The sequence below is a fragment of the Nocardia sp. NBC_01499 genome (assembly GCF_045040275.1).
Taxonomy (GTDB): domain Bacteria; phylum Actinomycetota; class Actinomycetes; order Mycobacteriales; family Mycobacteriaceae; genus Nocardia.
Window position 1 is genome coordinate 5,036,452 of the sequence record NZ_CP109426.1, and the last position, 24,095, is coordinate 5,060,546.

Consider the following 24,095-nt stretch of genomic DNA (forward strand, 5'->3'; position numbering starts at 1 on the left):
TGATTTCCACTGTGGATGCCGCTGGTTTTACCCGGCTCGACGGTTTCGCGGTCAGCGCGACTCGCAAGCTCGACTTCGGGCATGTGGGGCACTGGTCCGCACCCAGGCATCGCGATCTCGACGACGACAACGGCGACCGGATGGTCGCGGTCGAGGTCGATCCGGGCGACGGCTCCTCGGTCGTGGTCTTCGTGCACGCGCCCAATCGCCGCGACGTGCCCGACGACTTCCACCCGGACGACCAGGTGTGCCTTGTGCTCCCCGACATCACCGCGCTCTACGCCACCGACTGACCGGCTGTCGCGCAAAACCGTTACTGGATCGCCACTTTCGCGGGCTAACGACGCCTGCCTGGTCGTGCGATGAACTCAGCAGAGGCCATTTTCGGCACGGTTTTTTTGTGAAGAGAGACAGTGTCACTGCACCGAATTCCGGGTATCCAACCCAACGAGCCAGAAAGTTCCGCTGCGGCGCGCTTGCACTAGCAAGCACTTAGCTTGCACTGTACTGTGGCGGCAGACACAAAGGAGTGCCCGATGCTGGTGAAGTCGATGAAGACTTTGGCGGACGCGCGTAACGGCGCCCTGACCGCCGCTTATCGTGCCGGATTGCGATCACGCACCTACCGGACGGCGTCGTTGAACGCTCCCACCGCTCCCCTCGAGGTCATCCCGGTCACCACCGTGGACGGCGCCCGCCTGCGGGTGCACGCCTACGGCCCCGCCGACGGCGACGTCATCGTGCTGATCCACGGCTGGAGCTGCAGCATCGAGTACTGGAACCCTCAGATCAATGCCTTCGCCGACCGGTATCGGGTGGTCTGCTACGACCAGCGCGGGCACGGCGCCAGCGAGCTCGGCACCGTCATGCCGAGCCGGGATACCCTCGCCGACGACCTGTCCGCCGTGCTCGACGCCACCCTGCGCCCCGGCCAGCGCGCCGTGCTCGCCGGGCACAGCATGGGCGGAATAACCGTGCAGGCGTGGGCGGCTCGCTATCCCGAGCAGGTCGCTCGCCGCGCCTCGGCGGCCATCCTGCTGAACACCACCTCGGGCAATATCCGCTACGACACCGACCTGCTCCCGCTGCTGAACAAACAGCTCACCGTGCAGAACAAGCCGGTGACGCTGCTCGGCGCCCCGGTCCGCCTGCCGACCTTCGTCTCCGAGACGGTGCTGACCAGCCCGGTCCCGCTGCCCGGCGGTTGGCTGGTCGGCGCGGTGTTCAAGGACCGCGTGATGGGCAAGCGGCCCACCGCCGACGAGGTGAACTTCTCCCTCGGCATCGTCCGCTCCTGTCGACCGCTGACCCGAGGCAGGCACGCCGCCGCCCTGGCCGACCTCGACGTCAGCGACGGCGCGGCCCATCTCACCATCCCCACCACGGTCATCTCCGGCAGCCAAGACCGCCTGCTGCCGGAACGGATGGCCCGCCGGATCGCCGACACCCTGTCCCGCACCGGCCACCTCGCCGCCTACCACAGCTGGCCGACCGGCCACCTCGGCAATGTCGAGGCCGCCGACCGCTTCAACGCGGAACTCGAGCAGGTCGCCCAGCAGGCCAACCTCCGCACCGCGGCCGCAGGCTGATTCCCAACCGTTCTCCTTGGCCGATCAACGGCGCCCGGCCCAGGAGCAACACCCGCACACCCCCACCAAGAAATACACCGTCACCGACGAGCGCCTACCACGTAGGCGATCTGCCATCAGGGAAGCAGCCAGTGGTGAGCGCACAGGCGCAGCGGATTCAGTCATCAACAAGCGCGGCGACCGTCTTTGTTGGGACCTAGTTGGGAGTTCAGCCAGACAGGTTGAACTCCGGTGCGGCCGAAATCGACCCTTGCCTGGGAGTATGGAGCCGCCTGCGAGAATCGAACTCGCGACCTTTTCATTACGAGTGAAGCGCTCTACCGACTGAGCTAAGGCGGCGTGCCTTTCGGCGTGGCGAGTCTATCGTCTCGGGGGGTGGATCGCGAAAACGGGTGGTCACCGGGGCGGATCGGGGGGCTGTCAGGTGGTTTGGGCGGCTATCAGGGCGGCGGCTAGGGCGGCTAGGGCGAAGCGGGGTTTGACGTTGACGTCGAGGGCTTCGCGGCAGGCGAGGACAGCGTCGATGGATTTGAGCAGGCCCTCGGGGCGGACGCGGTCGGCCAGGTCGTGGATCTGGTCGGACATGTCGGGGTGGGTGAGGGTGACGCCGGAACCGTTGCGGGCGGCACCGAAGCGCACGGCGAGGGCGTCGCGGTAGACACCGGCCACGTCGATGAGGGCGCGGTCGAGGGAGTCGCGGCCGGTGCGGGTGGCGCGCGACTTCTGCCGTCGCTCAAGGTCTTTCAGCACACCGGCGGAACCACGGGTAGCGCCCGCGGCGCCCTTGCCGGTGCCGCCAGCGCCCATCGCGGTGGCCAGTTCCTCGCGCTCGCGGTCGTCGCGGCCCGCGCTCATCTGTTTGGCTTCGTCGTCGGCGGCCTTGACCAGCTCGTCGGCGGCGGCATAGGCGGCACCGGGTTTCGAGGCGGCGGCGACCAGGGCCAGCGCCCGTTGCCTGCGGGCGCGCGCCTCCTCGTCGGTGGCCAGGCGCCTGGCCCGGCCGACGTGTCCGCCGCTGATCGAGGCGGCCCAGTTCGCGGTCTTCTCGTCGAGCTTGTCGCGTTCCCGCAGCACCCGCGCGATGGCGGGCACCGAGGGCGTCACCAGGTGCACGTGCCTGCAGCGGGAGCGCAGGGTCACCGAGATGTCCTCGGGGTCGACCGACGGCGCGCACAGCAGGAACACCGTCCGGTCCGGCGGCTCCTCGACCACCTTCAGCAGCACGTTGCCCGCGGCCTCGGTCAACCGGTCGGCGTCCTCGATGACGACCACCTGCCACCGTCCGGTGCTCGGCCTGCGCGCGGCGATCTGCACGATCTCGCGCATCTCCTTGGTGCTGATGCTCAGCCCCTCCGGGATCACCCGGCGCACGTCACCATGTGTGCCCGCCATGGTGGTGGTGCAAGCGTGGCAACGACCGCACCCTGGCGTGCCGGGGTCGGTGCATTGCAGCGCGGCCGCGAAGCACAGCGCCGCAACGGATCTGCCCGATCCGGGCGGCCCGGTGAACAGCCACGAGTGCGTCATCGCCCCTTGGACGACATCCGCACGGGCCGCGACCGAGGCAGTCGTGAGCGCGGACTCGACCGCATCCTGGCCGACCAATCGATCGAAGACACCTGCCACGCCGTACACCCTAGCCGCCCGCACCGACACGGATCGCCCGGTCAGCTTCGTGCGACGCGCGTACCGGTATTGACCATGCCGTCGGCCGGGCGGATCCTCGAGAGGGAGGTGGAATCACCGTGCGGATTCTGTTGATCACCGGCGATGCGGCCGAAGACCTCGAGGTCATGTACCCGTATCAGCGCCTGCTCGAAGAGGGCCACGAGGTGGATATCGCGGCCCCTGCCGTCAAGAAGCTGCAGTTCGTGGTGCACGACTTCGTCGACGGCTTCGACACCTACACCGAGAAGCTCGGGCACAGTTGGCCCGCCGACGTCGCGTTCGCCGACGTCGATCCGGCCACCTACGACGCGTTGGTCGTGCCCGGCGGCCGTGCGCCGGAGTACCTGCGTAACAACCCGGACTGCCTGCGCCTGGCGCGGCACTTCGCGGAGGCGGGCAAGCCCATCGCCGCGCTGTGCCACGGACCGCTGATCCTCGCTGCCGCAGGCGTTTTGGTCGGCCGCGCGTGCAGCGCGTACCCCGCTCTTGCCCCGGATATCGAGGCGGCCGGTGCCAAGTTCGTGGACAGCGAGGCCTACGTCGACGAGAACATCGTCACCGGCCGCGCCTGGCCAGACCATCCGGCCTGGATGCGTGAATTCCTCAGGGTGCTAGGCACATAGCGCCGTTCGCGGGTCGTGCGCATACCTACGCCCGACCCGCGAGCTCAGGATTTCCCGACGCCGGTCTTCTTCACGGCCGACTTCTGCGCGGCGGTCTTCTTGGCAACCGTCTTGGTGGTCGTCGATTTACTGGCCGTCGCCTTCTTAGCGGCGGTTTTCTTGGCCGCGGTCTTCTTCGCGGGCGCCTTCTTGGCCGCCGCCTTCTTCTTCACCGGTCCGCGCGCCCGTCGATCCGCGAGCAGCTCCATCGCCCGCTCCGGGGTGATGGACTCGATCTCGTCGCCCTTGCGCAGCGTGGCGTTGGTCTCGCCGTCGGTGACGTACGGACCGAAACGTCCGTCCTTGATCACCATCGGCTGACCGGAGGCGGAGTCGTTGCCGAGCTCGCGCAACGGCGCCGTGGCCGAGGCCTGCCGTCCGCGCCGCTTCGGCTCGGCGTAGATCTTCAGCGCCTCGTCGAGCGTGACGTCGAAGATCTGATCCTCACTGGTGAGCGAGCGAGAATCGGTGCCCTTCTTCAGATATGGGCCGTAACGGCCGTTCTGCGCGGTGATCTCCTCGCCGGAGGCCGGGTCGGCGCCGACCACGCGCGGCAACGACAGCAGCTTGAGTGCGTCATCGAGCGTGACGCTCGCCAGTTCCATCGACTTGAACAGCGACCCGGTGCGCGGCTTGGGCGCGGCCGCCTTCTTCGCCGTCTTCTTGGCGGGCGCCGGGGTCTCCTCGGCGGCCGGTTCGGGCAGCACCTCGGTGACGTACGGGCCGAAACGTCCTTCCTTGGCGACGATTTCGTGTCCGGATGTCGGATCAATACCGAGTGAGCGACCTTCCTGCGGCGTCGAGAACAGCTTCTCGGCGACCTCTATGGTCAGCTCGTCCGGCGGCAGATCGTCGGGCAGGTTGGCCCGCTGCGAGATCGAATTGCCTTCGGGGTCATCAGGATTGATGACCATTCGCTCCAGGTACGGCCCATACCGGCCGACCCGGACGACCACGTCGCGGCCCTCGTCGTCGGCAAAGAGCTTGATGGAGTTGATTTCTCGCGCGTCGATGTCGTCGAGTCGCTCGCCGACCATCTTCTTCAGCCCGCCCGAGCGCGCGACCGACCCCTCGGCGCCGGTCTCGCCGCCGAAATAGAAGCTGGACAACCAACTTCCGCGCTGCTCGCGGCCACCCGCGATGGCGTCGAGGTCGTCTTCCATCCCCGCGGTGAAGTCGAAGTCGACCAGTCGGCCGAAATGCTCTTCCAGCAGGCCGATTACGGCGAATGCCACCCAGGACGGCACCAGCGCGCTGCCGCGCTTGTAGACATAGCCGCGGTCGAGAATCGTCTTGATGATCGACGCGTATGTCGAAGGACGGCCGATGCCGAGCTCTTCGAGCGTCTTGATGAGCGACGCTTCGGTGTATCTGGCCGGCGGATTCGTGCTGTGCCCATCGGGATTCAGCTCGACCGCGGTGACGCCCTGGCCCTCATCGAGCGCGGGCAGCCTGGACTCGGCGTCGTCGGATTGACCGCCCGCCTCCTCGTCCACGCTCTCCACGTAGGCCTTGAGGAAGCCGGCGAAGGTGATGGTGCGACCCGAGGCGGAGAACACACATTCCTCGCCGGTGGTCGCGACACCGGTGATGCGCAACGTCAGCGTGGTGCCCCTGGCGTCGGCCATCTGCGACGCGACGGTGCGCTGCCAGATCATCTCGTAGAGCCGGAACTCGTCGTTGTCCAGCCGCGCATGCAACTGGCCCGGCGTGGCGAAGGTGTCACCGGCGGGGCGGATCGCCTCGTGTGCCTCCTGCGCGTTCTTCACCTTGCGGGTGTACTGGCGCGGCGTCGGATGCACGTACTCGGCGCCGTACAGCTGGGTCGCCTGCGACCGGGCCGCAGCGATGGCCGATTCCGACAGCGTGGTCGAGTCGGTACGCATATAGGTGATGTAGCCGTTTTCGTACAGCCGCTGCGCGACCCGCATCGTGCGCTCGGAGTTGAAGCGCAGCTTGCGCCCCGCCTCCTGCTGCAGCGTCGAGGTCATGAACGGCGGATACGGCTTGCGGCTGTAGGGCTTGGCCTCCGCGGAGGAAACCACCAGGTCGGCGTTGTCGAGCGCCTGGGCAAGGCGGCGTGCGTAACCCTCGTCGAGCACGACGACGCCGGAGGCGGTCTTGAGCTGACCGTCCGAGCTGAAGTCGCGACCGGACGCGACGCGCGCACCGGCGACACTCACCAGCCGCGCCCCGAAGGTCCTCGGGTTGGTGGCGTCGCCGTCTTCACCAGGGCCCGCGTCGAGTTTCGCGGCGATATCCCAGTACTCGGCGGAACGGAACGCCATCCGCTCGCGCTCGCGCTGGACGATCACCCTGGTGGCGACCGACTGCACCCGGCCGGCCGACAGCCGAGGCATGACCTTCTTCCACAGCACCGGACTGACTTCGTAGCCGTACAGCCGGTCCAGGATGCGGCGCGTCTCCTGCGCGTCGACCAGGTCGTTGTCCAGGTCTCGCGTGTCGGCCGCGGCCGCCTGCACGGCGGGCTCGGTGACCTCGTGGAACACCATCCGCCGGACCGGGATCTTGGGCTTGAGGGTCTCCAGCAGGTGCCAGGCGATCGCCTCGCCCTCGCGGTCGGGGTCGGTGGCGAGATAGAGCTCGTCGGCGTCCTTGAGCAGGCTCTTGAGCTCGGCGACCTTGGCCTTCTTATCGGGGCTCACCACATAGATGGCCTCGAAGTCATGGTCGACGTCGACGCCGAGGCGCGCCCAGGACTCACCCTTGTATTTGGCGGGAACGTCCGCCGCCCCACGTGGCAGGTCCCGAATATGTCCCACCGAGGCCTCGACCGTGTAGTTACGGCCTAGGTAGGGCGCTATCTTTCGGGCCTTGGTTGGGGACTCGACGATCACGAGACGACGCAGGGGACGGCCCTGGTCGGCTGCACCGCGGTCTCGTGTTGCCACCGGCGAATACACCTTTCCTGTCGACCCGCGTTGGCGCTTTTCGGCGCTGTGCGCGGCTGGGGCAAGCGGGGACGACGGCTGGGCGTCGCCACCAGACACGTTTATACCTTGACGCTACGTGTGGTCGAGTGCTTGCGACTTGAACCACAGAGCGTACGCGCGTCACTGCGACTCAGTATGCCTTGTGTTCAGGCCCCGGCTGCGCCACGGCGTGTTCACAGTGCCCTGACCTGAGTCGCATGGGTGTGTCTTTGCCCTAGATATAGCTCGTCCCCCACCTCCGGGTTACCGGCGGTGAGGGACGAGTGTTGGATGGCGTCGCTCAGCTGAGCGCGCGAACTCCGGTGGCCTGCGGGCCCTTGGTGCCCTGGCCGACCTCGAACTCGACCTTCTGGTTCTCTTCGAGGGTGCGGAAGCCCGACCCCTGAATTTCGGAGTAGTGGACGAAGACGTCAGCGGAGCCGTCCTCGGGCGCGATGAAGCCGAACCCCTTCTCCGCGTTGAACCACTTCACAGTTCCCTGTGCCATTCTGTTCCTTCTCTTTTCTTACCGGAACGGCGGACAACTGGGTTCGTCCACCGGGCCCGTTCCGACCGCTGTACTGTTGGTTCCCCCTGCAGGAAAGCACCAAGCACACCGTTCGCAACATCGATCCTGCTGACGGTTTGGACTTTGGATCCGACCCTCGAACACAGAAGCTTGCGACCAGGAACCAGTGAACCATGTCTTCGAGCAATTCAACAGTCGAGTTACCGACAATTTGCAAAAAAGTTGATCTTGCGAATGCGCAGGTGAGGGACACAATGCCAGAATCCAGACTTGAGGTTCGTTTGCCTCCCGATAACCGAGTGAGCGTATGGCAAACAGCCTGTGACCCAGGTCGCTATTTGGTATCGAATTGGCAGGTAGGGCTTCCTAACCGCGCACGTTTCACACTTTCTCAGCGTGTCGCGGCGCGCGCCGCATGAATCCGACGAACTCGACCGCCCGTGCGGCGCTCCAAGACGACCTCAGCTACGGGACATCGTTGCTGAATCGTGTCCTGGCCAGAACACCCTCCGACGACCCTCGGTTAACCCATGTCGTCGAGCTACCTGCACGCGCCGCCGAGGTCACCACCTGGCCTGATTGGACATCGCCGGAAGTGATCTCGGCATTACAGGACACCGGGGTCGCCGCGCCGTGGAGCCATCAGACCCGTACCGCGGACCTCGCCTTCGGCGGCGCCAACGTGGTGGTCAGCACCGGCACGGCATCCGGCAAGTCGATGGGATATCAGCTGCCGGTATTGACCGCGTTGCGCGAAGACGCACGGGCCACCGCTATTTATCTGGCACCGACCAAAGCACTCGGCGCCGATCAGCTGCGTGCCGTCGGCGCGCTGACCCATGAGGGGCCGCTGCGCGATATTCATCCGGCGACCTATGACGGCGATACTCCGGCCGAGATCAGGCAGTGGGTGCGCGCGAACGCACGCTGGGTTTTCACCAACCCCGACATGCTGCATCTCGGCATCCTGCGCTCGCATCAGCGCTGGGCCAGGGTGCTGCGCAGACTGCGGTACGTGGTGGTCGACGAATGCCATGCCTACCGTGGTGTTTTCGGCTCGCACGTGGCGTTGGTGCTGCGCAGGCTGCGGCGGATCGCCGCGCGCTACGGCGCCGACCCGGTATTCGTGCTGTGCTCGGCGACCACGGCCGAGCCAGCGGCCGCCGCCTCCCGACTGATCGGGGCGCCGTGCGTCGCGGTCACCGAGGACGGGTCGCCGCAGGGGGCGCGCACCGTCGCGCTGTGGGAGCCGCCCCTGCTTACCGCGGTGACCGGGGAAAACGGCGCACCGGTGCGCCGGGCGGCCACCACGGAGGCCGCGCGGATCATGGCCGACCTGGTCGTCGAGGGCGCGCGGACGCTGACCTTCGTGCGCTCGCGCCGAGCCGCCGAGCTCACCGCGATGGACACGCGACGGCTGCTGAGCGAGGTCGATCCGAGCCTGGCCGAGCGCGTCGCCGCCTATCGGGCCGGGTATCTCGCGGAGGATCGGCGCGACCTGGAGACGGCATTGTCGGACGGTTCGCTGCTCGGCGTGGCGACCACCAACGCGCTCGAACTCGGGGTCGACATCGCGGGGCTCGATGCCGTGGTCATCTGTGGTTTTCCCGGGACCGTCGCGTCGTTCTGGCAGCAGGCCGGGCGGGCGGGTCGACGCACCCAGGGGTCGTTGGTACTGCTCGTGGCCAGGGACGATCCGCTGGATACCTATCTCGTGCACCATCCGGAAGCGCTGCTGGACAAGCCGGTCGAGGCCACCATCACCGACCCGCGCAACCCTTATGTACTTGGTCCGCAGTTGCTCTGTGCCGCATTGGAACTGCCGCTCACCGATGCCGAGGTGGACGAGTTCGGTGCCAGCGAGGTGCTCACCGATCTGGCCGAGAAGGGGCTGATCAGGCGGCGCGCGGGTGCCGAGGATCGCGGGCGCTGGTACGTCACCGCGGAGACACAGCCGCACGACGCCGTCGATGTGCGCGGCGGGATCGGCGCGCCGGTGGCCATCGTCGACGGGGAGACCGGCAGATTGCTCGGCACGGCCGATGCCGGGCGGGCGCCAGCGACGCTGCATCAGGGCGCCGTTCACCTGCATCAAGGCGATACCTATGTGGTCGACGAGCTGGATCTCGAGGACGGTGTCGCGTTCGTGCACGCCGCCGAACCGGGGTGGACGACCAGCGCCCGTTCGGTCACCTCGATCGCCATCGACGCGATGACCGACGAGCGTCGGCACGGCCACGTGATGGCGGCGTTGGCGCAGGTCAGGGTGACCAGTCAGGTGGTCGGGTATCTGCGCACCCTGGTCACCGGCGAGGTGCTCGACATGGTCGAACTCGACATGCCCGAACACACGCTGCCCACCAGGGCGGTGCTGTACACGGTCAGTCCGGAGTTGTTGGCGCTGGCAGGCATCGACACGGCGGACGTGCCCGGTGCGCTGCATGCCGCCGAGCACGCGGCGATCGGGCTGTTGCCGCTGGTGGCGACCTGCGACCGGTGGGATATCGGCGGGGTCTCCACCGCCGAGCATCCGGATACCGGGCTGCCGACGGTATTCGTCTATGACGGTCAACCGGGCGGGGCAGGCTTCGCCGAGCGCGGGTTCGCCCAGCTGCGACGCTGGCTCTCGGCGACCCTCGCCGTCATCGAGTCCTGTGCCTGCGCCGCGGGCTGCCCGTCCTGTGTGCAGTCGCCCAAGTGCGGAAACGGCAACCATCCGCTCGACAAGGCCTGCGCCGCACGCCTACTCACCGCGGTGTTGGCCGAGTTGTCGGTCCGGTGACGATGCCGAGCTCGGTTCGTAACGGCGCCGAGCCTCGGGCGTGATCGAATGTCCACCTGACCTGCTCGATCGTCGTGACAGCCCGGTGCCGCCCTTGCGGACCGTGGTCCGGGCACGCGGCCGAATAAAGAGGAATGTATTCAGGTTAACTGCGCTATTGCCACATCGCCGCCTGCGTACATGCGCATTCATTCGATTCTTTATCCGCGCCCCTGCGGAAATTATGCCGTCCGAAATTATTTGGCCAGGGCATTTACCGATTTCCGCTACTCGCGACAACCAAGAGAGTGCGCGTTCGCGCTTAGGTTTCTCTCAGTCTTCTACGGGTCCAGCCCGTGCGACCGCACGCACCATGCGGACACCTAACAGACCCATTGGTACATTCCTGTTAACAATCACAATGGCGTCCCACTCCGCGACTTCGCACCCTTGCATCCGAGTCCCCATCCGTCGCGCAACCTCCTCGGCTTCGGCACATCCCGCATCGGCTCCTTCGGCCAATGCGCCGGCCGCCGCGAGTGCCGCTAAATCCGCGGCCGCCTGCGCCCGATGCCGAGTGACGACCACCACACCAACCTGTCCGATCATCAGCGTCGCCGCGATGAGTCCGGCCAGTGCGAGACACGCGAACACCGTCGCCGTTCCGTCATCGGCTCGAAGGTCGATCACCCTGCGCATGCCCTGCCACCGGCGATGCGGTTCACTCCTTGGCAGCGACCTCAGCGTGTCCGCGCGTGCGGGCGGCTGGCGGTTCCACCCGCTCACCGCACTCACGGTGCCGCCCCCGGCTCGCGAGACGCGAGGGCATCCGCGTGCAGGGTCAGCAAGGGCAGGAGTGGCGCTCGGGCGGTGACCCGTGCGATCACGCGGTTGCCCTCGTTGTGCACCGAGATGTCCGCGGCAGGAGGTGCTACTCCGCGGGCCGCCGAGATCGCGTTCGCTTCGTCGCCGCGGGCGGACAGGCGGGCCGCCTCGCGGGCGGCGTCGACACAGCGCACCTGCGCCGACGCCGCGAGCAATGCTCCGATGCACAGCACGACCGCGACGACGAGGGTGCCGAGCGCGATCGCCGCCTCCACCGTCACCGAACCTCGATCATCACCGAGAGTTGCTGTGCCACAACGGTTTATCCGGCGAAACCGGCCTGCTACACGGCGGTGTTGAGGGCCCGATCGATGATCTTCGTCAGCGCGTTCACAATGCTGTCGCCGGTCACCACCCCGTACAGAACCGCACCGAACGCCGCAGCGGCGATGGTGCCGATCGCGTACTCCGCCGTGCTCATCCCGTCGTCGGCGACCGCCGCGTGCAGGATTCGCGAACGCAGCTCCATATATACAGCCCCCAACCCGTGGATCGCGTGGCTTGTCACTCGCTCGATTCGCACCTGATTCCCCTCTCACTTCATCCAGCGCGGCCGATCCGCGCAGGCATGTTCCGATGGGCCGAGTAGTCCGTGTGTTCACACCAGTCCACCGCCGAGCACCCGGCCTGCCAGGCCGATCACCACCGGCACGATGCCGAGGCAGACGAAGGCGGGCAGGAAGCAGAGGCCGAGTGGACCGCCGATCAACACCCCGGCCCGCTCGGCCCGCGCCGCAGCGGCATCCTCGACCGCACCCCGGCGTTGTTCGGCCAGCTCCCCTACCGCGACCGCCAGCGAGGCGCCCGACCGCGCGGATCGCCGGGCCAGCCGCGCCAACGACTCGACTTCTTCGGCACCCGCCCGTCCTGCCCCGTCCGCCACCACCCGCTCCCATGCTGTCGCGGCATCGGCACCGAGCGCGAGCAGATCCGCGGCCCGCCGCAGTGCCTCTCCCAACAGTTCCGGTGCACCGGGCGCCACGGCCCGCGCCGCGCCCGCCATCGGCAGTCCGGCCCGCAGGCACGCGGCCAACAGGTCGAACACCGACGCCGAGGCCAACGGGTCGAGCTTCTGCTTCGACGCGGGCACGACGGCGTGCGTCTGCTCCGGCTGTCGAAGGGCCCGCAGCCGACGGTTCACCGCGACGCGGCCGGGCAACAGGATCAGCGCGGCCGCCAGCAACACGGTCGGCAATGCCGGATATCCCACGGCCAGTTCCACGCTGAGTCTCCTCACACATCTCGGTGCACGAATAGGCCGCGCGCACAGGGCAGTTCGTGTCGGCCGGGTATGAGTTGCGCACCGAATCCGCTTGCCTCGCGATGAAACCGTCGTACGTTAGGCGGCGAAGTTGTTTCATACGAGCACCTTTCGGGTGATGGCGTCGGTCCACAGCAGGCCCGAGCAGGCGAAGGCGGCGCCTAGTGGAAGCAGGACCGTGCCCGCCGACGAGGCGAAGAGAACGTGCAATGGGGCGGCACCCATCAGTTGGCCGAGGCCGATGCCGAGCAGTGGTAGCCCGGCCAGCACGGCGGCGGACGCGCGAGCACCCGCAAGGGCGGCGGCGGTGCGGCCGTGAAAACGGATGCGCCCCACCAGGTCCGTGCGTGCCGCGGCCAACAGCTCGGCGAGTGCTAGGCCGTGCCGCTCCGCCACCTGCCACGCGTCGGCGATGCGCGACAGCTCCCCGGCCACGATGGAATCCGGATGCCGCAGCCCCTCGGCCGCGGAACCGCCCAGCCTGCTGCGCCCAGCACTCACCGCGAAGGCTTTGGCGGATTCGCCCCGCGCCTCACCCGCCGCGACCTCGGCCGCCGCACTCGGATGCGCGCCGACCCGCAACTCCCCGATCACCGCCTCCAACGCGTCGAGCAGATAGGCACATTCGGCGTTTCTGCGCCGATCCCGTCCCGCTCGACGAACCCGAAACCCCACCGTCGCGACCACCATCGCCGCCGCAAGAAACGGACCGAGCCCGAACACCAGCGCGGCAACAACCCCGCCACCGGCAGCGAGCCGGATCACCGTGTCGTGCCGCACCTTTCGAGCAACCACCGGATCGGCGAACAGTCCCTCGAATCGACGACGCGAAATGGACACCGGCGCCGCGAGCAACGCGAGCGCGAGACACGCCAACGCCACGCTCATCGGCTGCCCCATCCGCCGGGCAGCGCACAGTTCTCCGAAGCCGGACGCCCCGGTATCCGCGCTGGCCCGTGGCGCACTGGTGCGACCAGCCGACCGAAATCGTGCGGTTCGACTACATCGCCCAACGGTGTCGACGTCGGCGCCACGGCCGTCCGTGCGGCGATCATCGGTCGAGCCTTTCGTCGAGGAGTCGGGTCAGGTCGCTGGCGGCGGGAGCCGGGGCGCAGGCGTGCCAGGCGGGTGCGATATGGACGCGGCCGTTGTCGTTTCGGTGGACGAGGCCGATTTCGCGCAGGCCTCGGGTGCCGTCCGTTCGGCGGTGGACGTGCAGGATGACCTGGACGGCGGCCGCGAGCTGGCTGTGCAGGGCGGCGCGGTCCATGCCGCCAAGGGCCGCAAGCGCTTCCAGGCGGGCGGGTACCTCCTGCGGGGAGTTCGCGTGGACCGTGCCGGCACCGCCATCGTGGCCGGTGTTCAGCGCGGTCAGCAGGTCGACGACCTCGGCTCCTCTGACCTCGCCGACAACAATGCGGTCCGGCCGCATCCGCAATGCCTGCCGCACCAGGTCACGGACGGTCACCGCACCGACACCCTCGACGTTCGCGGTCCGCGCGACGAGTCGCACCACATGCGGGTGTGGCGGCGCGAGTTCGGCGGCGTCCTCGACGCACACGATCCGCTCGCTCGGCCCGACCTTGGCGAGCAGACCGGAGAGCAGTGTCGTTTTGCCCGCGCCGGTGCCGCCGACCACCAGGAACGCCAGGCGCGCCTGAATGATCCGCTCCAGCAGCCGCTTCGCGTCGGCGGGTACCGCACCGGCGGCCGCCAATGCGTCCAGTCCCTGGGTGGCGGGCCGCAGCACGCGCAGGGATAGGCAGGTGCCGCCGTGCGCGACCGGCGCGAGCACGGCGTGCAGTCGCACGCCGAACGAATCACCAAGCGCCGCTCCGGTTCCGGACAGTCTGCCGTCCACCCACGGCTGCGCGTCGTCGAGCCGCCGACCGGCCGAGAGGGCGAGGCGTTGCGCGAGCCTGCGCACCGCCGCCTCGTCCGGGAAGGTGATCGACGTCTTCTCCAAACCGTGCCCACGATCTATCCACACCGCGTCCGGTCCGGTCACCAGCACATCGGCGACCCGGGGATCGTGCAACAGCGGCTCGAGCACCCCGGCCCCGGTCATCTCGGTCTGTAGCAACCGCAGCGCCCGCAGCAGATCCGTATCCCCGAGCACCCCGCCCGCCTCTGCCCGGATAGCGGCGGCAACCTGTGCCGGGTCCGGATCCCCTGACCCGCCGGACAACCGCTCCCGCACCCGATCCAGTAGCTCCGACGTGACCAGCGCACTCATCGCCGCCGCCGATCAGCCGGAGTCCGGCTGACAAGGTGCGAAGCCCTGTCCCCCAGCCACACTCGGCAACCGCGCCGCACCATTACCGATCGGCGGTCAGTCGCACTATCGCACCGGTCACCGTGCTGACCCATCCATGCGGCACTCATCGCCGCTGTCCAGCGGGTGCGCTCAGCACGCCGAGTACCGCGTCGGCCGCGTCGCGCAGTGGTCCGCGACGGTGCACGGTCAGCCCGCCGCGTTCGAGGCGGGCGGCCAGGCCGGATTGGGCGCGGACGGCGGCGAGCAGCGGGAGGTCGAGGACCTCGGCGACCTCGGGGCCGCGCAGGCCGCCGGGGGCTGGGCCACGGACTATCAAGCCCTGGTTGGGATTTCGGCGTCCGATGTGCGCGGAGACCACCTCGGCGGCGGCGACCGCGCGCAATCGGGCCGGGACGACCAGCACGACGAGGTCGGCGGAGTCGAGCATTTGATCGGCGTGCGGGCCGCGTTCACCGGAGATGTCGCAAACCACCAAATCGCCTGCGGCACGGCCCGCTTCGATCACGGCGCGAACGGCGGCCGGTCCGATTTCGCGTGGCAACCGGCCCGCACCACAGCGCCCGCAGGCAAGCACCGCCAAGCCGGGCGCCGCGGTCGGCAGCGCCGAATGCAGTGCCGCCGCAGAGACTCTGCCGTCCTCGACGACCAGGTCCGGCCAGCGCAGTCCGGCGGTTGTTTCGATGCCGAGCAGCAGGTCGAGACCGCCGCCGAGTGGTGCGCCGTCGACAAGGACGGTGTCGCGGCGGAACCCTTCGGCGGCGGATCGCAGCGCGAGCGCGGCGGCGAGCGTCGACGCTCCCGCGCCCCCGGCCGCGCCGGCTACCGCGACGACAACCCCGTCTCCTGTGCGGTGTTCGCCGTACTCAGCAAACATCTCGATAAGTCCTTCGGCGGCGCCGGGCAGCGCGATAACGCGCTCGGCGCCGATGGCCGCAGCGGCTTGCCAGTCGAGCAATCCTGGTTCGCCTTCGGTGACCAGAACGACGCCGACCCGGCGCAGATACCCGGCTTCGGCGGCTGCTCGCGCCGTGGCTGTGTCCAGGATCACCAATGGCGTACCGGTCCACGCGTGTCTGCCGATGGGCAGTGCGCGTTCGTCGAGGCCGCGTTCGGCCGCGGCGGCGACGCGCCGTACTTCGTCGCGCAGCCGGGGGTCGTCGAGGAGCACGAGTGCCGGTGGCGGGCTGCTGTTGTCCGGCGCCACTTCAAGATTCATGCGGCTGAGCGTTGCCGAAATCGTGCGACGGCAGAAGGGGCGATGTGCCGATTGTGGATAACTCGGGGGTGTGCAGAACTTTTGAGTGCTGCGAATCGGTATCCGAGTGCGGTGAACCGGGGCGCGAACCGTCCCCGAAATAGAGGACGGCCCCAGCCGGGGGGGGAGGAGGCTGGGGCCGTCGGGTTCAGCCCCGGGGGGTCGGGCTGAACGCGCCTGGACCATGTCCAGGTGCCAGCAATACTACACCCAAGCCCCGCCCACAACGCAAGTCTGTCGCGGTAGAACTTTGCGGCGAATACCTGCCCTGTGGGCGCGGGGCAAACTCCCCGCTCGCGGCCCGTGGACGCGGCAAGGAAGCCATCATCATCGACCCCGGCGCGGTCCCCAGTCGATCCCCAGTCCCAGCCAGCAGACAGCGCGTGCCGGACCGAGCCCGCGCACGGCTCGAGCCGATGCGGACCTACGCCTATGCTGGTCGAGTGGACTCACCCACCGCGGACGGACGCGTCGCCGCCTTCTTCGATCTCGACAAGACCGTGATCGCGAAATCGAGCACGTTCGTTTTCAGCAAGCCCTTCTACGCGCAAGGCCTGTTGAATCGCCGCGACGTGCTCGAAAGCAGCTACGCCCACTTCCTGTTCATGCTCTCCGGCGCCGACCACGACCAAATGGAGCGGATGCGCGCCCATCTCACCAACATGTGTGCCGGGTGGGACGTGGAGCAGGTGAAATCCATTGTGGCAGAGACACTTCACGAGCTGGTGGATCCGCTGATCTACGCCGAGGCTGCCGATCTCATTGCCGACCACAAGATCCGGGGCCACGATGTGGTGATCGTGTCGGCTTCCGGCGAGGAGATCGTCGGCCCGATCGCGGAGGTGCTCGGCGCCTCACACACCGCGGCGACCCGCATGGTCGTCGCGGACGGCAAGTACACCGGCGAGGTCGACTTCTACTGCTACGGCGAGGGCAAGGTCGCCGCAATCGAAAAGCTCGCCGCCAGTGAGGGTTACGATCTTTCGCGCTGTTACGCGTACTCCGATTCGGTCACCGATCTGCCGATGCTGACCGCGGTCGGCCATCCGACGGCGGTCAATCCGGATCGCAACCTGCGCCGCGAGGCGGTCGCCAAAGGTTGGCCGATCCTGACGTTTTCGAATCCGGTGTCGTTGTGGGCCCGCTTCCAGGCGCCATCGTCCACCACCCTTGCCGCGACCGCGGTGGTCGGCTTGAGCGCGGTGCTCGCCGGGGCGATCAGCTATCGATTGCTGCGCCGCCGCAGCTGAGCCTTTGCCACCACTCACCGAGTGGCGGAGACCGCTGCTCGAGGGGAAGCCGGACACTTGCCGGAGGGGTTTGCCGACGGAATGTCAAGGCACGCGCGACCAGGCATTGAACCACGAAACGCCGGTCGACACGCCGAATATTGAATGTGTTCCCAGCTATTGATGTGAGGGCGGTCACAGGGTAGAAAGGTAACTACGGAAGGTCGGAAGGCCAAGGCAGGACCGGAAGAGAAGGTTCAGTCTCCCAACTACCCTTCCCAGCACGGGCACCAGGCACCCACGCGGAGCGCGCCGCGACAAGGGCAGAAGCGTTGTGGGCCTGCGAAATCCGGGTCTTCGTCGGCGAGGGCCTCGCACAGGTTGCGGGGATGAACCGCCGGAGTTCGGACTATCGCCGAGGCCGCAAGAACACAACCCACCCAGCACGCTTGGTAACCGGGTAGTCCGTGCTACGCGGGCGGCGAGGTCGACAACGACAACGCCGCCCGTTTTGATGTGCGGGCTCGATCAGTGGCCTATCCCGACGCCGAATCGGCGATCGATGTGGCTTCCCGTGCGCCATCTTCCAGCGCACCGCAGCACAGGATCACCCAGCTGCCGACAGCGTCCGCCGCGCCACTCCCGAACGCCGCCGCGGCATCGAGATAGGCCTGTCGACGCCGCAGCCAGAAAACCTCGGGCACCCCCAAACTGTGTGGGTCCAGCCCGCTCGACACCGCCACCAGCCGCGCGGCAGCACGCGCCACCACACCATCGGCGGTACCGAACGGCCGCAACGTGAGCAGCTCCCCGTGCACCACCGCCGCGATCACCGGTGCGGGCGCACCCGACCCGAGCACCGCCTGCACCAGCAGATCGAGCCGCTGCGCCACACCGGCATCCGCGCGCGGCCTGCCGAGTGACTCCTCGTCGGCGACCAGGTCGGCCGCGGCGAGCAGATGCAGCCGGGCCAGCGCCTGCAGCGGCGCCCGCTGCCAGGTGCCGACCAAGTTGCGCAGCGCGTCACCGTCCAACGCCTGTCCGACCCGCAGCGAACCGGCCAGAATCGGATCGCCGACCTGCCCGTCGGCGGGGAGTTCGGTGCTGCCGCCGTCGATGGCGGCGGAGGACCTGGCCGCGCGCACGGCGGCCTCGGCGGCCGTGGTCGGCCAGCCGCGCCGATTCGCCTTGTGCCGATGCACCTCGGCGAGCGCGTCGCGGGCACGGTCGGCGGCGGCGCGGACACCGGGCAGATCGACGAGAGGCTGTAGCGGATCGGTCACGGGTTACGAGGCTACTTGCGCGCGTTCGGCCCCCGGACCCAGCCCGCTCAGGAGCCCGCCGCACGTTGCCTTCGCACCGGCCCGATCTTCGTGGAAACGCGACTCGCCCCGACCAGGTTGGGTCGGGGCGAGCGCCGTACTCTTCGATTGCCGACGAGCCGGCTTCCTCAGCTCACCAACAGATCTCGGCCAGGAATGGCATCGAGCAGCCGCCTGGTGTACGCCTCCCGAGGACTGTCGAAAACCTCCTCGGTCGAGGCCGCCTCGACCACCTTGCCGGTCTGCATGACCAGCACGTCATCCGCGATCTGCCGGACAACGGCCAGGTCGTGGGTGATGAACACATACGACAGGCCGAGCTCGGCCTGCAGATCGTTCAGCAGCCGCAGAATCTGCGCCTGCACCAGCACGTCGAGCGCGGACACCGCCTCGTCGCAGACCACGACCTCGGGCGAGAGCGCGAGGGCGCGGGCAACGGCGACGCGCTGACGCTGACCACCGGACAACTCGTTCGGGTACCTGCGCATCACGGTGGACGGCAGCGACACCTTGTCGAGCAGGTCACGAACCACGGCCTCCCGCTCCTTCGGCGAGCCGATGTTGTGCGTGCGCAACGGCTCCTCGATGGTGCGGTAGATCGAGTACATCGGGTCGAGCGAGCCGTACGGGTCCTGGAAGATCGGCTGCACCCGGCGCCGGAACGCGAAGGCGCTCTTGCGATCCAGTTTGGCGACTTCCTTGCCGTCGAACACGACCTTGCCCGAGGTTGGCTCGAGCAGACCGAGAATCATCTGCGCGACAGTCGATTTACCCGAACCCGATTCGCCGACGATGGCGGTCGTGGTGCCGCGTCGCAGCCGGAACGAGACATCCTGCACCGCAATGAAGTCCGTCGATTTCCACGGCGCGTTGCCGCGGATCTTGAAGGCTTTGGTGAGGTTCTCGACAACGACCACGTCGTCCTGGGCGGCGGTCAGCTCGGTGTCGGCGGCCGCGATCTGCTCGGCCACCTGCACCGCCTGCTCGCGAATCTCGATGCGCTGCTTCACCGAAGACAGTCGCTGCGAGGCCAGCGAGGGCGCCGAGTTCACCAGCCGCTTGGTGTAGAGGTGCTGCGGTTCGCGCAGAATCTGCAGGGCCGGACCGGATTCCACCACCTTGCCGCGATACATCACCACCAGATGCTCCGCGCGTTCGGCGGCGAGACCGAGATCGTGCGTGATCAGCAGTACCGCGGTGCCGAGCTCGTTGGTGAGGCCGTCGAGGTGATCGAGGATCTGCCGCTGCACGGTGACGTCCAGCGCCGAGGTCGGCTCGTCCGCGATCAACAGCTTAGGGCGGCAAGCCAATCCGATGGCGATGAGCGCGCGCTGACGCATACCGCCGGAGAACTCGTGCGGATACTGGTTGACCCGACGCTCGGCGTCGGACATGCCCGCCTCGTGCAGCAGTTCGATGGCCCGCTGCTTGGCGGCCTTGCCTTTGGCGATCCCGTTGGCCTCCAACGTTTCCCGGATCTGGAAACCGATCTTCCACACCGGGTTCAGGTTCGACATCGGGTCCTGCGGGACCAGGCCGATCCCGTTGCCACGCACCGCGACGATGTCCTTCTTGGACGCCTTCGCGAGATCCTTGCCGTCGAACAGGATGGAGCCGGAGGTCACCTGTCCCGTGCCGGGCAACAGGTCGATGATCGCGTGCGCCGTTGTCGACTTGCCGGAGCCGGATTCGCCGACGATCGCGACCGTCTGGCCCGGATAGACCGAAAGGTTCACATCGCGGACGGCGGGTATCTTCTTGCCCTCCGAGCTGAAACAGACGTTGAGGTCCTTGATTTCGAGCAGTGGCGACTGTGCGCTGCGAGACTCGCTCATCGCTTCCTCGCCTTCGGGTCGAGGGCGTCGCGCACGGCGTCACCCAGCATGATGAAGCTCAGCACGGTGAGCGCCAAGGCCGCCGAGGGATAGAACAGGATCGCGGAGGTGCGAATCTCCTTCTGCCCGGAGGCGATATCGGCGCCCCACGACACGATGGTGCGCGGCAACCCGACGCCGAGGTAGGACAACGTCGCCTCGGTGACGATGAAGACGCCGAGCCAGATCGTGGTGACCACGATCAGCGGGCCCGCCGCGTTCGGCAGTACGTGCCGAATCAGCGTGCGTATTCGGGAAACGCCCAATGCCTTTGCCGCCGTGACGTAATCACTGTTCTTCGCCTGGATCACCGCGCTGCGTGCGATCCGGGCCGCCTGCGGCCAGGTGAATCCGGCGAGGATGATGATCACGGTCCAGATGGTCCGCGAATCGAGCAGCTGCATGATCACAATCGCGGCCAGCATCAGCGGGATCGCGTAGAAGATCTCGGCGACGCGGGACACGACCGAGTCGAGGAGCCCACCGTAGAAGCCCGCCAGCGCGCCGAGGATGCCACCGATCAGCACGAAGGCGATGGTGGAGCCGACACCGGCCATCACCGAAGCCCGTGCGCCGTACACGGTCCTGGCGTAGATGTCGCAACCCTGCTTGTCGAAGCCGAACGGGTGACCTGCCCCGCGCGGACTCATGCTGAAATCGCCGTTGCAATAACGGGGATCCTGGCTGGTGAACAGGCCGGGCCAGATCACGACGACGAGGACGAACAGGATCATCAACGCCGCGACGATGAAGATCGGGTTGCGCCGCAGCTGACGCCACGCGTCGTACCAGATGCTGGTCGGCGAGCCGCCGTCGACGACCATGTCGGTCGCGAGCACCTCGACCTCGTCGGGCGGCGCGACGAAGTAGACCTGCCTACCACGAGCCGCGCTCTCCGCGAGGTCGATTCCTTGTCCTTTGTCGAGGTCAGGCATAGCGGATCCTCGGGTCGAGTGCGGCGTAGAGGAGGTCGACGATCAGGTTCGAGACCAAGAAGATGATGATCAGCACCGTGACGAACGAGACGACCGTCGGCGGTTCGCCTCGGGTGATCGCCTGGTACAGCGTGCCGCCGACACCGGGGATATTGAAGATGCCTTCGGTGACGATGGCACCGCCCATCAACGAGCCGAGTTCGGCGCCGAGGAAGGTGATCACCGGGATCATCGAGTTGCGCAGGATGTGCACGGTTACCACGCGGCGCCTGCTCAACCCCTTCGCGGTCGCGGTGCGTACATAGTCGGCGGACATGTTCTCCGCCACCGAGTTCCGGGTCAGCCGCAGCACGTAGGCGAACGACAGCGACCCGAGCACGAACGCCGGGACAAGCAACTCGCCGAAACTCGCCTTGCCGGTGACGGTCACCGGCGCGATCCCCCACTTCACGCCGAGCAGGAACTGCGCGAGGAAGCCGACCACGAAGATCGGCACTGCGATCACGATCAGGCTGACGACCAGCATCGTCGAGTCGAACAGCTTGCCCTTGCGCAGGCCGGCGATCAGGCCGAACGCCACGCCGAACACGGCCTCGATGACCACCGCCATGGAGGCGAGCTTGATCGTGATCGGGAAGGCGCGAGCCAACTCCGCGCGCACCGGCCTGCCGGAGAAGGCGGTGCCGAAGTCGAACGTGACGATGCCCTTCAGATACAGCAGGTACTGCATGAAGAAGGGCTGGTCGAGGTGGTACCGCGCGCGGAGTTGGGCCTCCACCGCGGGGGTCATCGGTTTGTCACCGGCGAGTGCGTGAATCGGGTCGCCGGGGACGAGGAATACCAGGGCATAGATGAGCAACGTCGCCCCGAGGAATACGGGGATCATCTGAAGCAGACGCCGCACGATATACCAGGCCATTTCGCCTCCTGGGTCAGTGACGAGCCGCGCCGCACGGGGCGGCGAGGCTCGTCAGCGGCTACTTTTCGATGTTCTCGAAGTCGAACAGGCCGTTCCAGGCCAGTGCGGCGGACTTCACCTTGTCCGACCGACCAGCGGCGGCGATGTAGTCCAGCACCGGGATATCGGCCATTTGGTTCAGCATCAGGGTCTGCGCCTGCGCGACGATCTTGTAGGACGCGTCCAAGGTCGGCGCGGCGAGCGCGGCGTCGAGCAGCTTGTCGAAGTCCGGGTTCTTCCAGTCGACGTTGTTGGTAGCGGAGTAGCTGTAGTACTGCGAGGTGAGGAACTGCAGCATGGTCGGGTAGTCGCCCTGCCAGCCGTAGCGGAACGCCTTGCCGATGGTGTGGGCGTTCACCTCATCGCGGATGTTCTTGAAGGTCGGGTACGGCGTGCCGATGGAATCGATGCCGAGGGTGTTCTTGATGCTGTTCGCAACGGCTTCGATCCAGGCCTGGTGACCGCCGTCGGAGTTGTAGGCGATCTCGAAACGACCCGACCACGGGGACATGGTGTTGGCCTGGGCCCACAGCTTCTTGGCCTCGTCGGGGTTGTACTTCAGGAACTCGGAGCCGGGCAGGTTTCCGTCGAAGCCGGGCAGCGAGGCGGAGGTGAAGTCACGCGCGGGCAGCCGGGTGCCGTGGAAGATGTTCTCGCAGATCTGGTCTCGGTTGATCGCCATCGAGAGCGCCTTGCGGCGCAGCACGCCTTCTTCGCCCGAGAAGTGCGGCACATTGGTCTGGATGCCGACGTGCTGGTTCTGCGCGGTCGGCTTGGTGATGGCCCGATCGCCGAGGTCCTTCTTGTACGAGGTGATCGCGCTGTCCGGGATGGTGTCGAGGCTATCCAGGTTGCCAGCGATCAGATCGGCGTAAGCCGTGTCGAAGGACTGGTACATCACGAAGCGCAGGCCCTTGTTCTTGGGCACGCGGCCACCGTGGTAATCCGGGTTGGGTACCAGGTCGATCTGGACGTTGTGCTGCCACGCGCCAGTGTGCGCGAACTTGTACGGGCCGTTGCCGATCGGGTTCTCACCGAAGGCCTTGATGTCCTTGTACGCGGCGTCGGGCAGCGGGTAGAACGGCGCGTAACCGAGCTCGGTCTCGAAGTCGATGGACGGCGACTTGAGCGCGACGGTGAAGGTCTTGTCATCGACCACCTTCAGGCCCGACATCGTCTGTGCCGTCGGCTTCTCAGCCGACACCTCGTCGAACCCGACGATCGGGGTGAACACGTAGCTCTGCAACTGAGCGTTGGTGCCGAGGGCGCCGTAGTTCCACGCGTCGACGAACGACTTCGCGGTCACCGGGGTGCCGTCGGAGAACTTCCAGTCCGGCTTGATGGTGATCGTGTAGTTCTTCCGGTCCGTCGTCTCGATCTTCTGCGCCATCTCGTCGTGCGCGACGCCGTTGGCGTCGTAGTACTTCAAGCCGGCGAACAATCGGTCAACGACGCGGCCACCATAGTTCTCGTTGGTGTTGGTGGGTACCAACGGGTTCTGCGGCTCACCACCGTTCGTGGTGACGATGCTCGCATCGGCACTGTCGTCCGACGAGCATGCGGACAGACCGAGGCTCGTAGCCAGCAGTACTGCCGCAGTCAGCGCCATTGCTCTGTTGAATCTCAACGCGTTCTCCCGATTTCGAGAAGGGCGGAATCCGTGGCACGCGCATGAGGTCACCAGGCGCATGCCGGCACAAACCGCCTTGGGTGCCTCGCAGATTATCCACAACATCGGACTCTGTCATCGGATTGACCAAGGTTCGTTCCAGTTCGTTCTACTTGTTACCAATCCGGCAACACGGACGAAACACGGAAAACATCACGCGAAAATGACCTATCGACCGGAACATTGCCTCCATAGAGACCGTCCGGTGTCTCCTGGATCCACCCACTCCGTTGCGGATCGCGCGACGGCGTGTCGGGAAGGAAACCCGGTGGAAACATCGGACGCGG

Annotated in this window: 20 protein-coding genes and 1 tRNA gene; 5 read left to right on the forward strand and 16 right to left on the reverse strand. The window is 67.2% G+C overall.

The window, feature by feature from the left end; genetic code table 11:
* Positions 1 to 11: 11 nt before the first annotated feature.
* A complete protein-coding gene (locus tag OG203_RS23010; RefSeq protein WP_405167661.1) occupies positions 12 to 293 on the forward strand; it encodes a hypothetical protein in 282 nt (93 codons plus the stop codon).
* Positions 294 to 536: 243 nt separating this feature from the next.
* Positions 537 to 1,589 (forward strand): alpha/beta fold hydrolase, encoded by a 1,053-nt coding sequence (locus tag OG203_RS23015; RefSeq protein ID WP_405167662.1) that lies wholly within the window; start codon positions 537 to 539, stop codon positions 1,587 to 1,589.
* A 263-nt stretch (positions 1,590 to 1,852) separates the two neighbouring features.
* Here the strand turns inward: OG203_RS23015 and OG203_RS23020 are convergent.
* Both OG203_RS23020 and OG203_RS23025 read right to left on the reverse strand, forming a co-directional pair.
* Positions 1,853 to 1,928, reverse strand: a tRNA-Thr gene (locus OG203_RS23020).
* Positions 1,929 to 2,009: 81 nt separating this feature from the next.
* Entirely contained in the window at positions 2,010 to 3,215 is a 1,206-nt protein-coding gene (locus OG203_RS23025; protein ID WP_405167663.1) for a DNA polymerase III subunit delta', read from the reverse strand.
* A 119-nt stretch (positions 3,216 to 3,334) separates the two neighbouring features.
* Between OG203_RS23025 and OG203_RS23030 the strand changes: the two genes are divergently transcribed.
* Complete coding sequence (locus OG203_RS23030; protein ID WP_405167664.1) at positions 3,335 to 3,880, forward strand: DJ-1/PfpI family protein; 546 nt, start codon at positions 3,335 to 3,337, stop codon at positions 3,878 to 3,880.
* Between the two features lie 44 nt (positions 3,881 to 3,924).
* Here OG203_RS23030 and topA read toward each other — a convergent pair whose 3' ends face one another.
* Together topA and OG203_RS23040 are read right to left on the reverse strand one after the other, a co-directional pair.
* Positions 3,925 to 6,831, reverse strand: coding sequence for a type I DNA topoisomerase (topA, locus tag OG203_RS23035; protein ID WP_405167665.1), 2,907 nt, complete (start codon positions 6,829 to 6,831; stop codon positions 3,925 to 3,927).
* 322 nt (positions 6,832 to 7,153) lie between these two features.
* A complete protein-coding gene (locus OG203_RS23040) occupies positions 7,154 to 7,360 on the reverse strand; it encodes a cold-shock protein (protein WP_011206895.1) in 207 nt (68 codons plus the stop codon).
* 436 nt (positions 7,361 to 7,796) lie between these two features.
* Here OG203_RS23040 and OG203_RS23045 point away from each other — a divergent pair, with 436 nt between their 5' ends.
* On the forward strand, positions 7,797 to 10,163 hold the full coding sequence (locus tag OG203_RS23045) for a DEAD/DEAH box helicase (RefSeq protein ID WP_405167666.1): 2,367 nt from the start codon (positions 7,797 to 7,799) through the stop codon (positions 10,161 to 10,163).
* Positions 10,164 to 10,475: 312 nt separating this feature from the next.
* Here OG203_RS23045 and OG203_RS23050 read toward each other — a convergent pair whose 3' ends face one another.
* The 7 genes from OG203_RS23050 to ssd all read right to left on the reverse strand — a co-directional run bounded on the left by OG203_RS23050 (position 10,476) and on the right by ssd (position 15,782).
* Positions 10,476 to 10,841: an Rv3654c family TadE-like protein gene (locus tag OG203_RS23050; RefSeq protein ID WP_405167966.1), complete on the reverse strand. Its 366-nt coding sequence runs from the start codon at positions 10,839 to 10,841 to the stop codon at positions 10,476 to 10,478.
* 92 nt (positions 10,842 to 10,933) lie between these two features.
* The gene (locus OG203_RS23055) at positions 10,934 to 11,248 is read right to left on the reverse strand and encodes a TadE family type IV pilus minor pilin (protein WP_405167667.1); all 315 of its coding nucleotides are present in this window, start codon (positions 11,246 to 11,248) and stop codon (positions 10,934 to 10,936) included.
* 62 nt (positions 11,249 to 11,310) lie between these two features.
* Positions 11,311 to 11,496 (reverse strand): DUF4244 domain-containing protein, encoded by a 186-nt coding sequence (locus OG203_RS23060; protein ID WP_405167967.1) that lies wholly within the window; start codon positions 11,494 to 11,496, stop codon positions 11,311 to 11,313.
* Positions 11,497 to 11,625: 129 nt separating this feature from the next.
* Positions 11,626 to 12,249 (reverse strand): type II secretion system F family protein, encoded by a 624-nt coding sequence (locus tag OG203_RS23065; RefSeq protein ID WP_405167668.1) that lies wholly within the window; start codon positions 12,247 to 12,249, stop codon positions 11,626 to 11,628.
* Positions 12,250 to 12,384: 135 nt separating this feature from the next.
* Positions 12,385 to 13,176, reverse strand: coding sequence for a hypothetical protein (locus OG203_RS23070; RefSeq protein ID WP_405167669.1), 792 nt, complete (start codon positions 13,174 to 13,176; stop codon positions 12,385 to 12,387).
* Positions 13,177 to 13,339: 163 nt separating this feature from the next.
* A complete protein-coding gene (locus OG203_RS23075; protein ID WP_405167670.1) occupies positions 13,340 to 14,524 on the reverse strand; it encodes a TadA family conjugal transfer-associated ATPase in 1,185 nt (394 codons plus the stop codon).
* 145 nt (positions 14,525 to 14,669) lie between these two features.
* The gene (gene ssd / locus OG203_RS23080; RefSeq protein ID WP_405167671.1) at positions 14,670 to 15,782 is read right to left on the reverse strand and encodes a septum site-determining protein Ssd; all 1,113 of its coding nucleotides are present in this window, start codon (positions 15,780 to 15,782) and stop codon (positions 14,670 to 14,672) included.
* A 455-nt stretch (positions 15,783 to 16,237) separates the two neighbouring features.
* Here ssd and OG203_RS23085 point away from each other — a divergent pair, with 455 nt between their 5' ends.
* On the forward strand, positions 16,238 to 17,071 hold the full coding sequence (locus OG203_RS23085) for an HAD-IB family hydrolase (protein WP_405167968.1): 834 nt from the start codon (positions 16,238 to 16,240) through the stop codon (positions 17,069 to 17,071).
* A 515-nt stretch (positions 17,072 to 17,586) separates the two neighbouring features.
* Here OG203_RS23085 and OG203_RS23090 read toward each other — a convergent pair.
* The 5 genes from OG203_RS23090 to OG203_RS23110 form a co-directional block, all read right to left on the reverse strand.
* Positions 17,587 to 18,333, reverse strand: a complete 747-nt coding sequence (locus OG203_RS23090) for an oxidoreductase (protein ID WP_405167672.1) — start codon at positions 18,331 to 18,333, stop codon at positions 17,587 to 17,589.
* 167 nt (positions 18,334 to 18,500) lie between these two features.
* A complete protein-coding gene (locus OG203_RS23095; RefSeq protein ID WP_405167673.1) occupies positions 18,501 to 20,207 on the reverse strand; it encodes a dipeptide ABC transporter ATP-binding protein in 1,707 nt (568 codons plus the stop codon).
* The gene (locus OG203_RS23100) at positions 20,204 to 21,181 is read right to left on the reverse strand and encodes an ABC transporter permease (protein ID WP_405167674.1); all 978 of its coding nucleotides are present in this window, start codon (positions 21,179 to 21,181) and stop codon (positions 20,204 to 20,206) included. The genes OG203_RS23095 and OG203_RS23100 overlap by 4 nt, the downstream gene beginning before the upstream one ends.
* A complete protein-coding gene (locus tag OG203_RS23105; RefSeq protein WP_405167675.1) occupies positions 21,174 to 22,100 on the reverse strand; it encodes an ABC transporter permease in 927 nt (308 codons plus the stop codon). The genes OG203_RS23100 and OG203_RS23105 overlap by 8 nt, the downstream gene beginning before the upstream one ends.
* Before the next feature lie 58 nt (positions 22,101 to 22,158).
* Positions 22,159 to 23,748, reverse strand: coding sequence for an ABC transporter substrate-binding protein (locus tag OG203_RS23110; protein WP_405167969.1), 1,590 nt, complete (start codon positions 23,746 to 23,748; stop codon positions 22,159 to 22,161).
* Between the last annotated feature and the right edge of the window lie 347 nt (positions 23,749 to 24,095).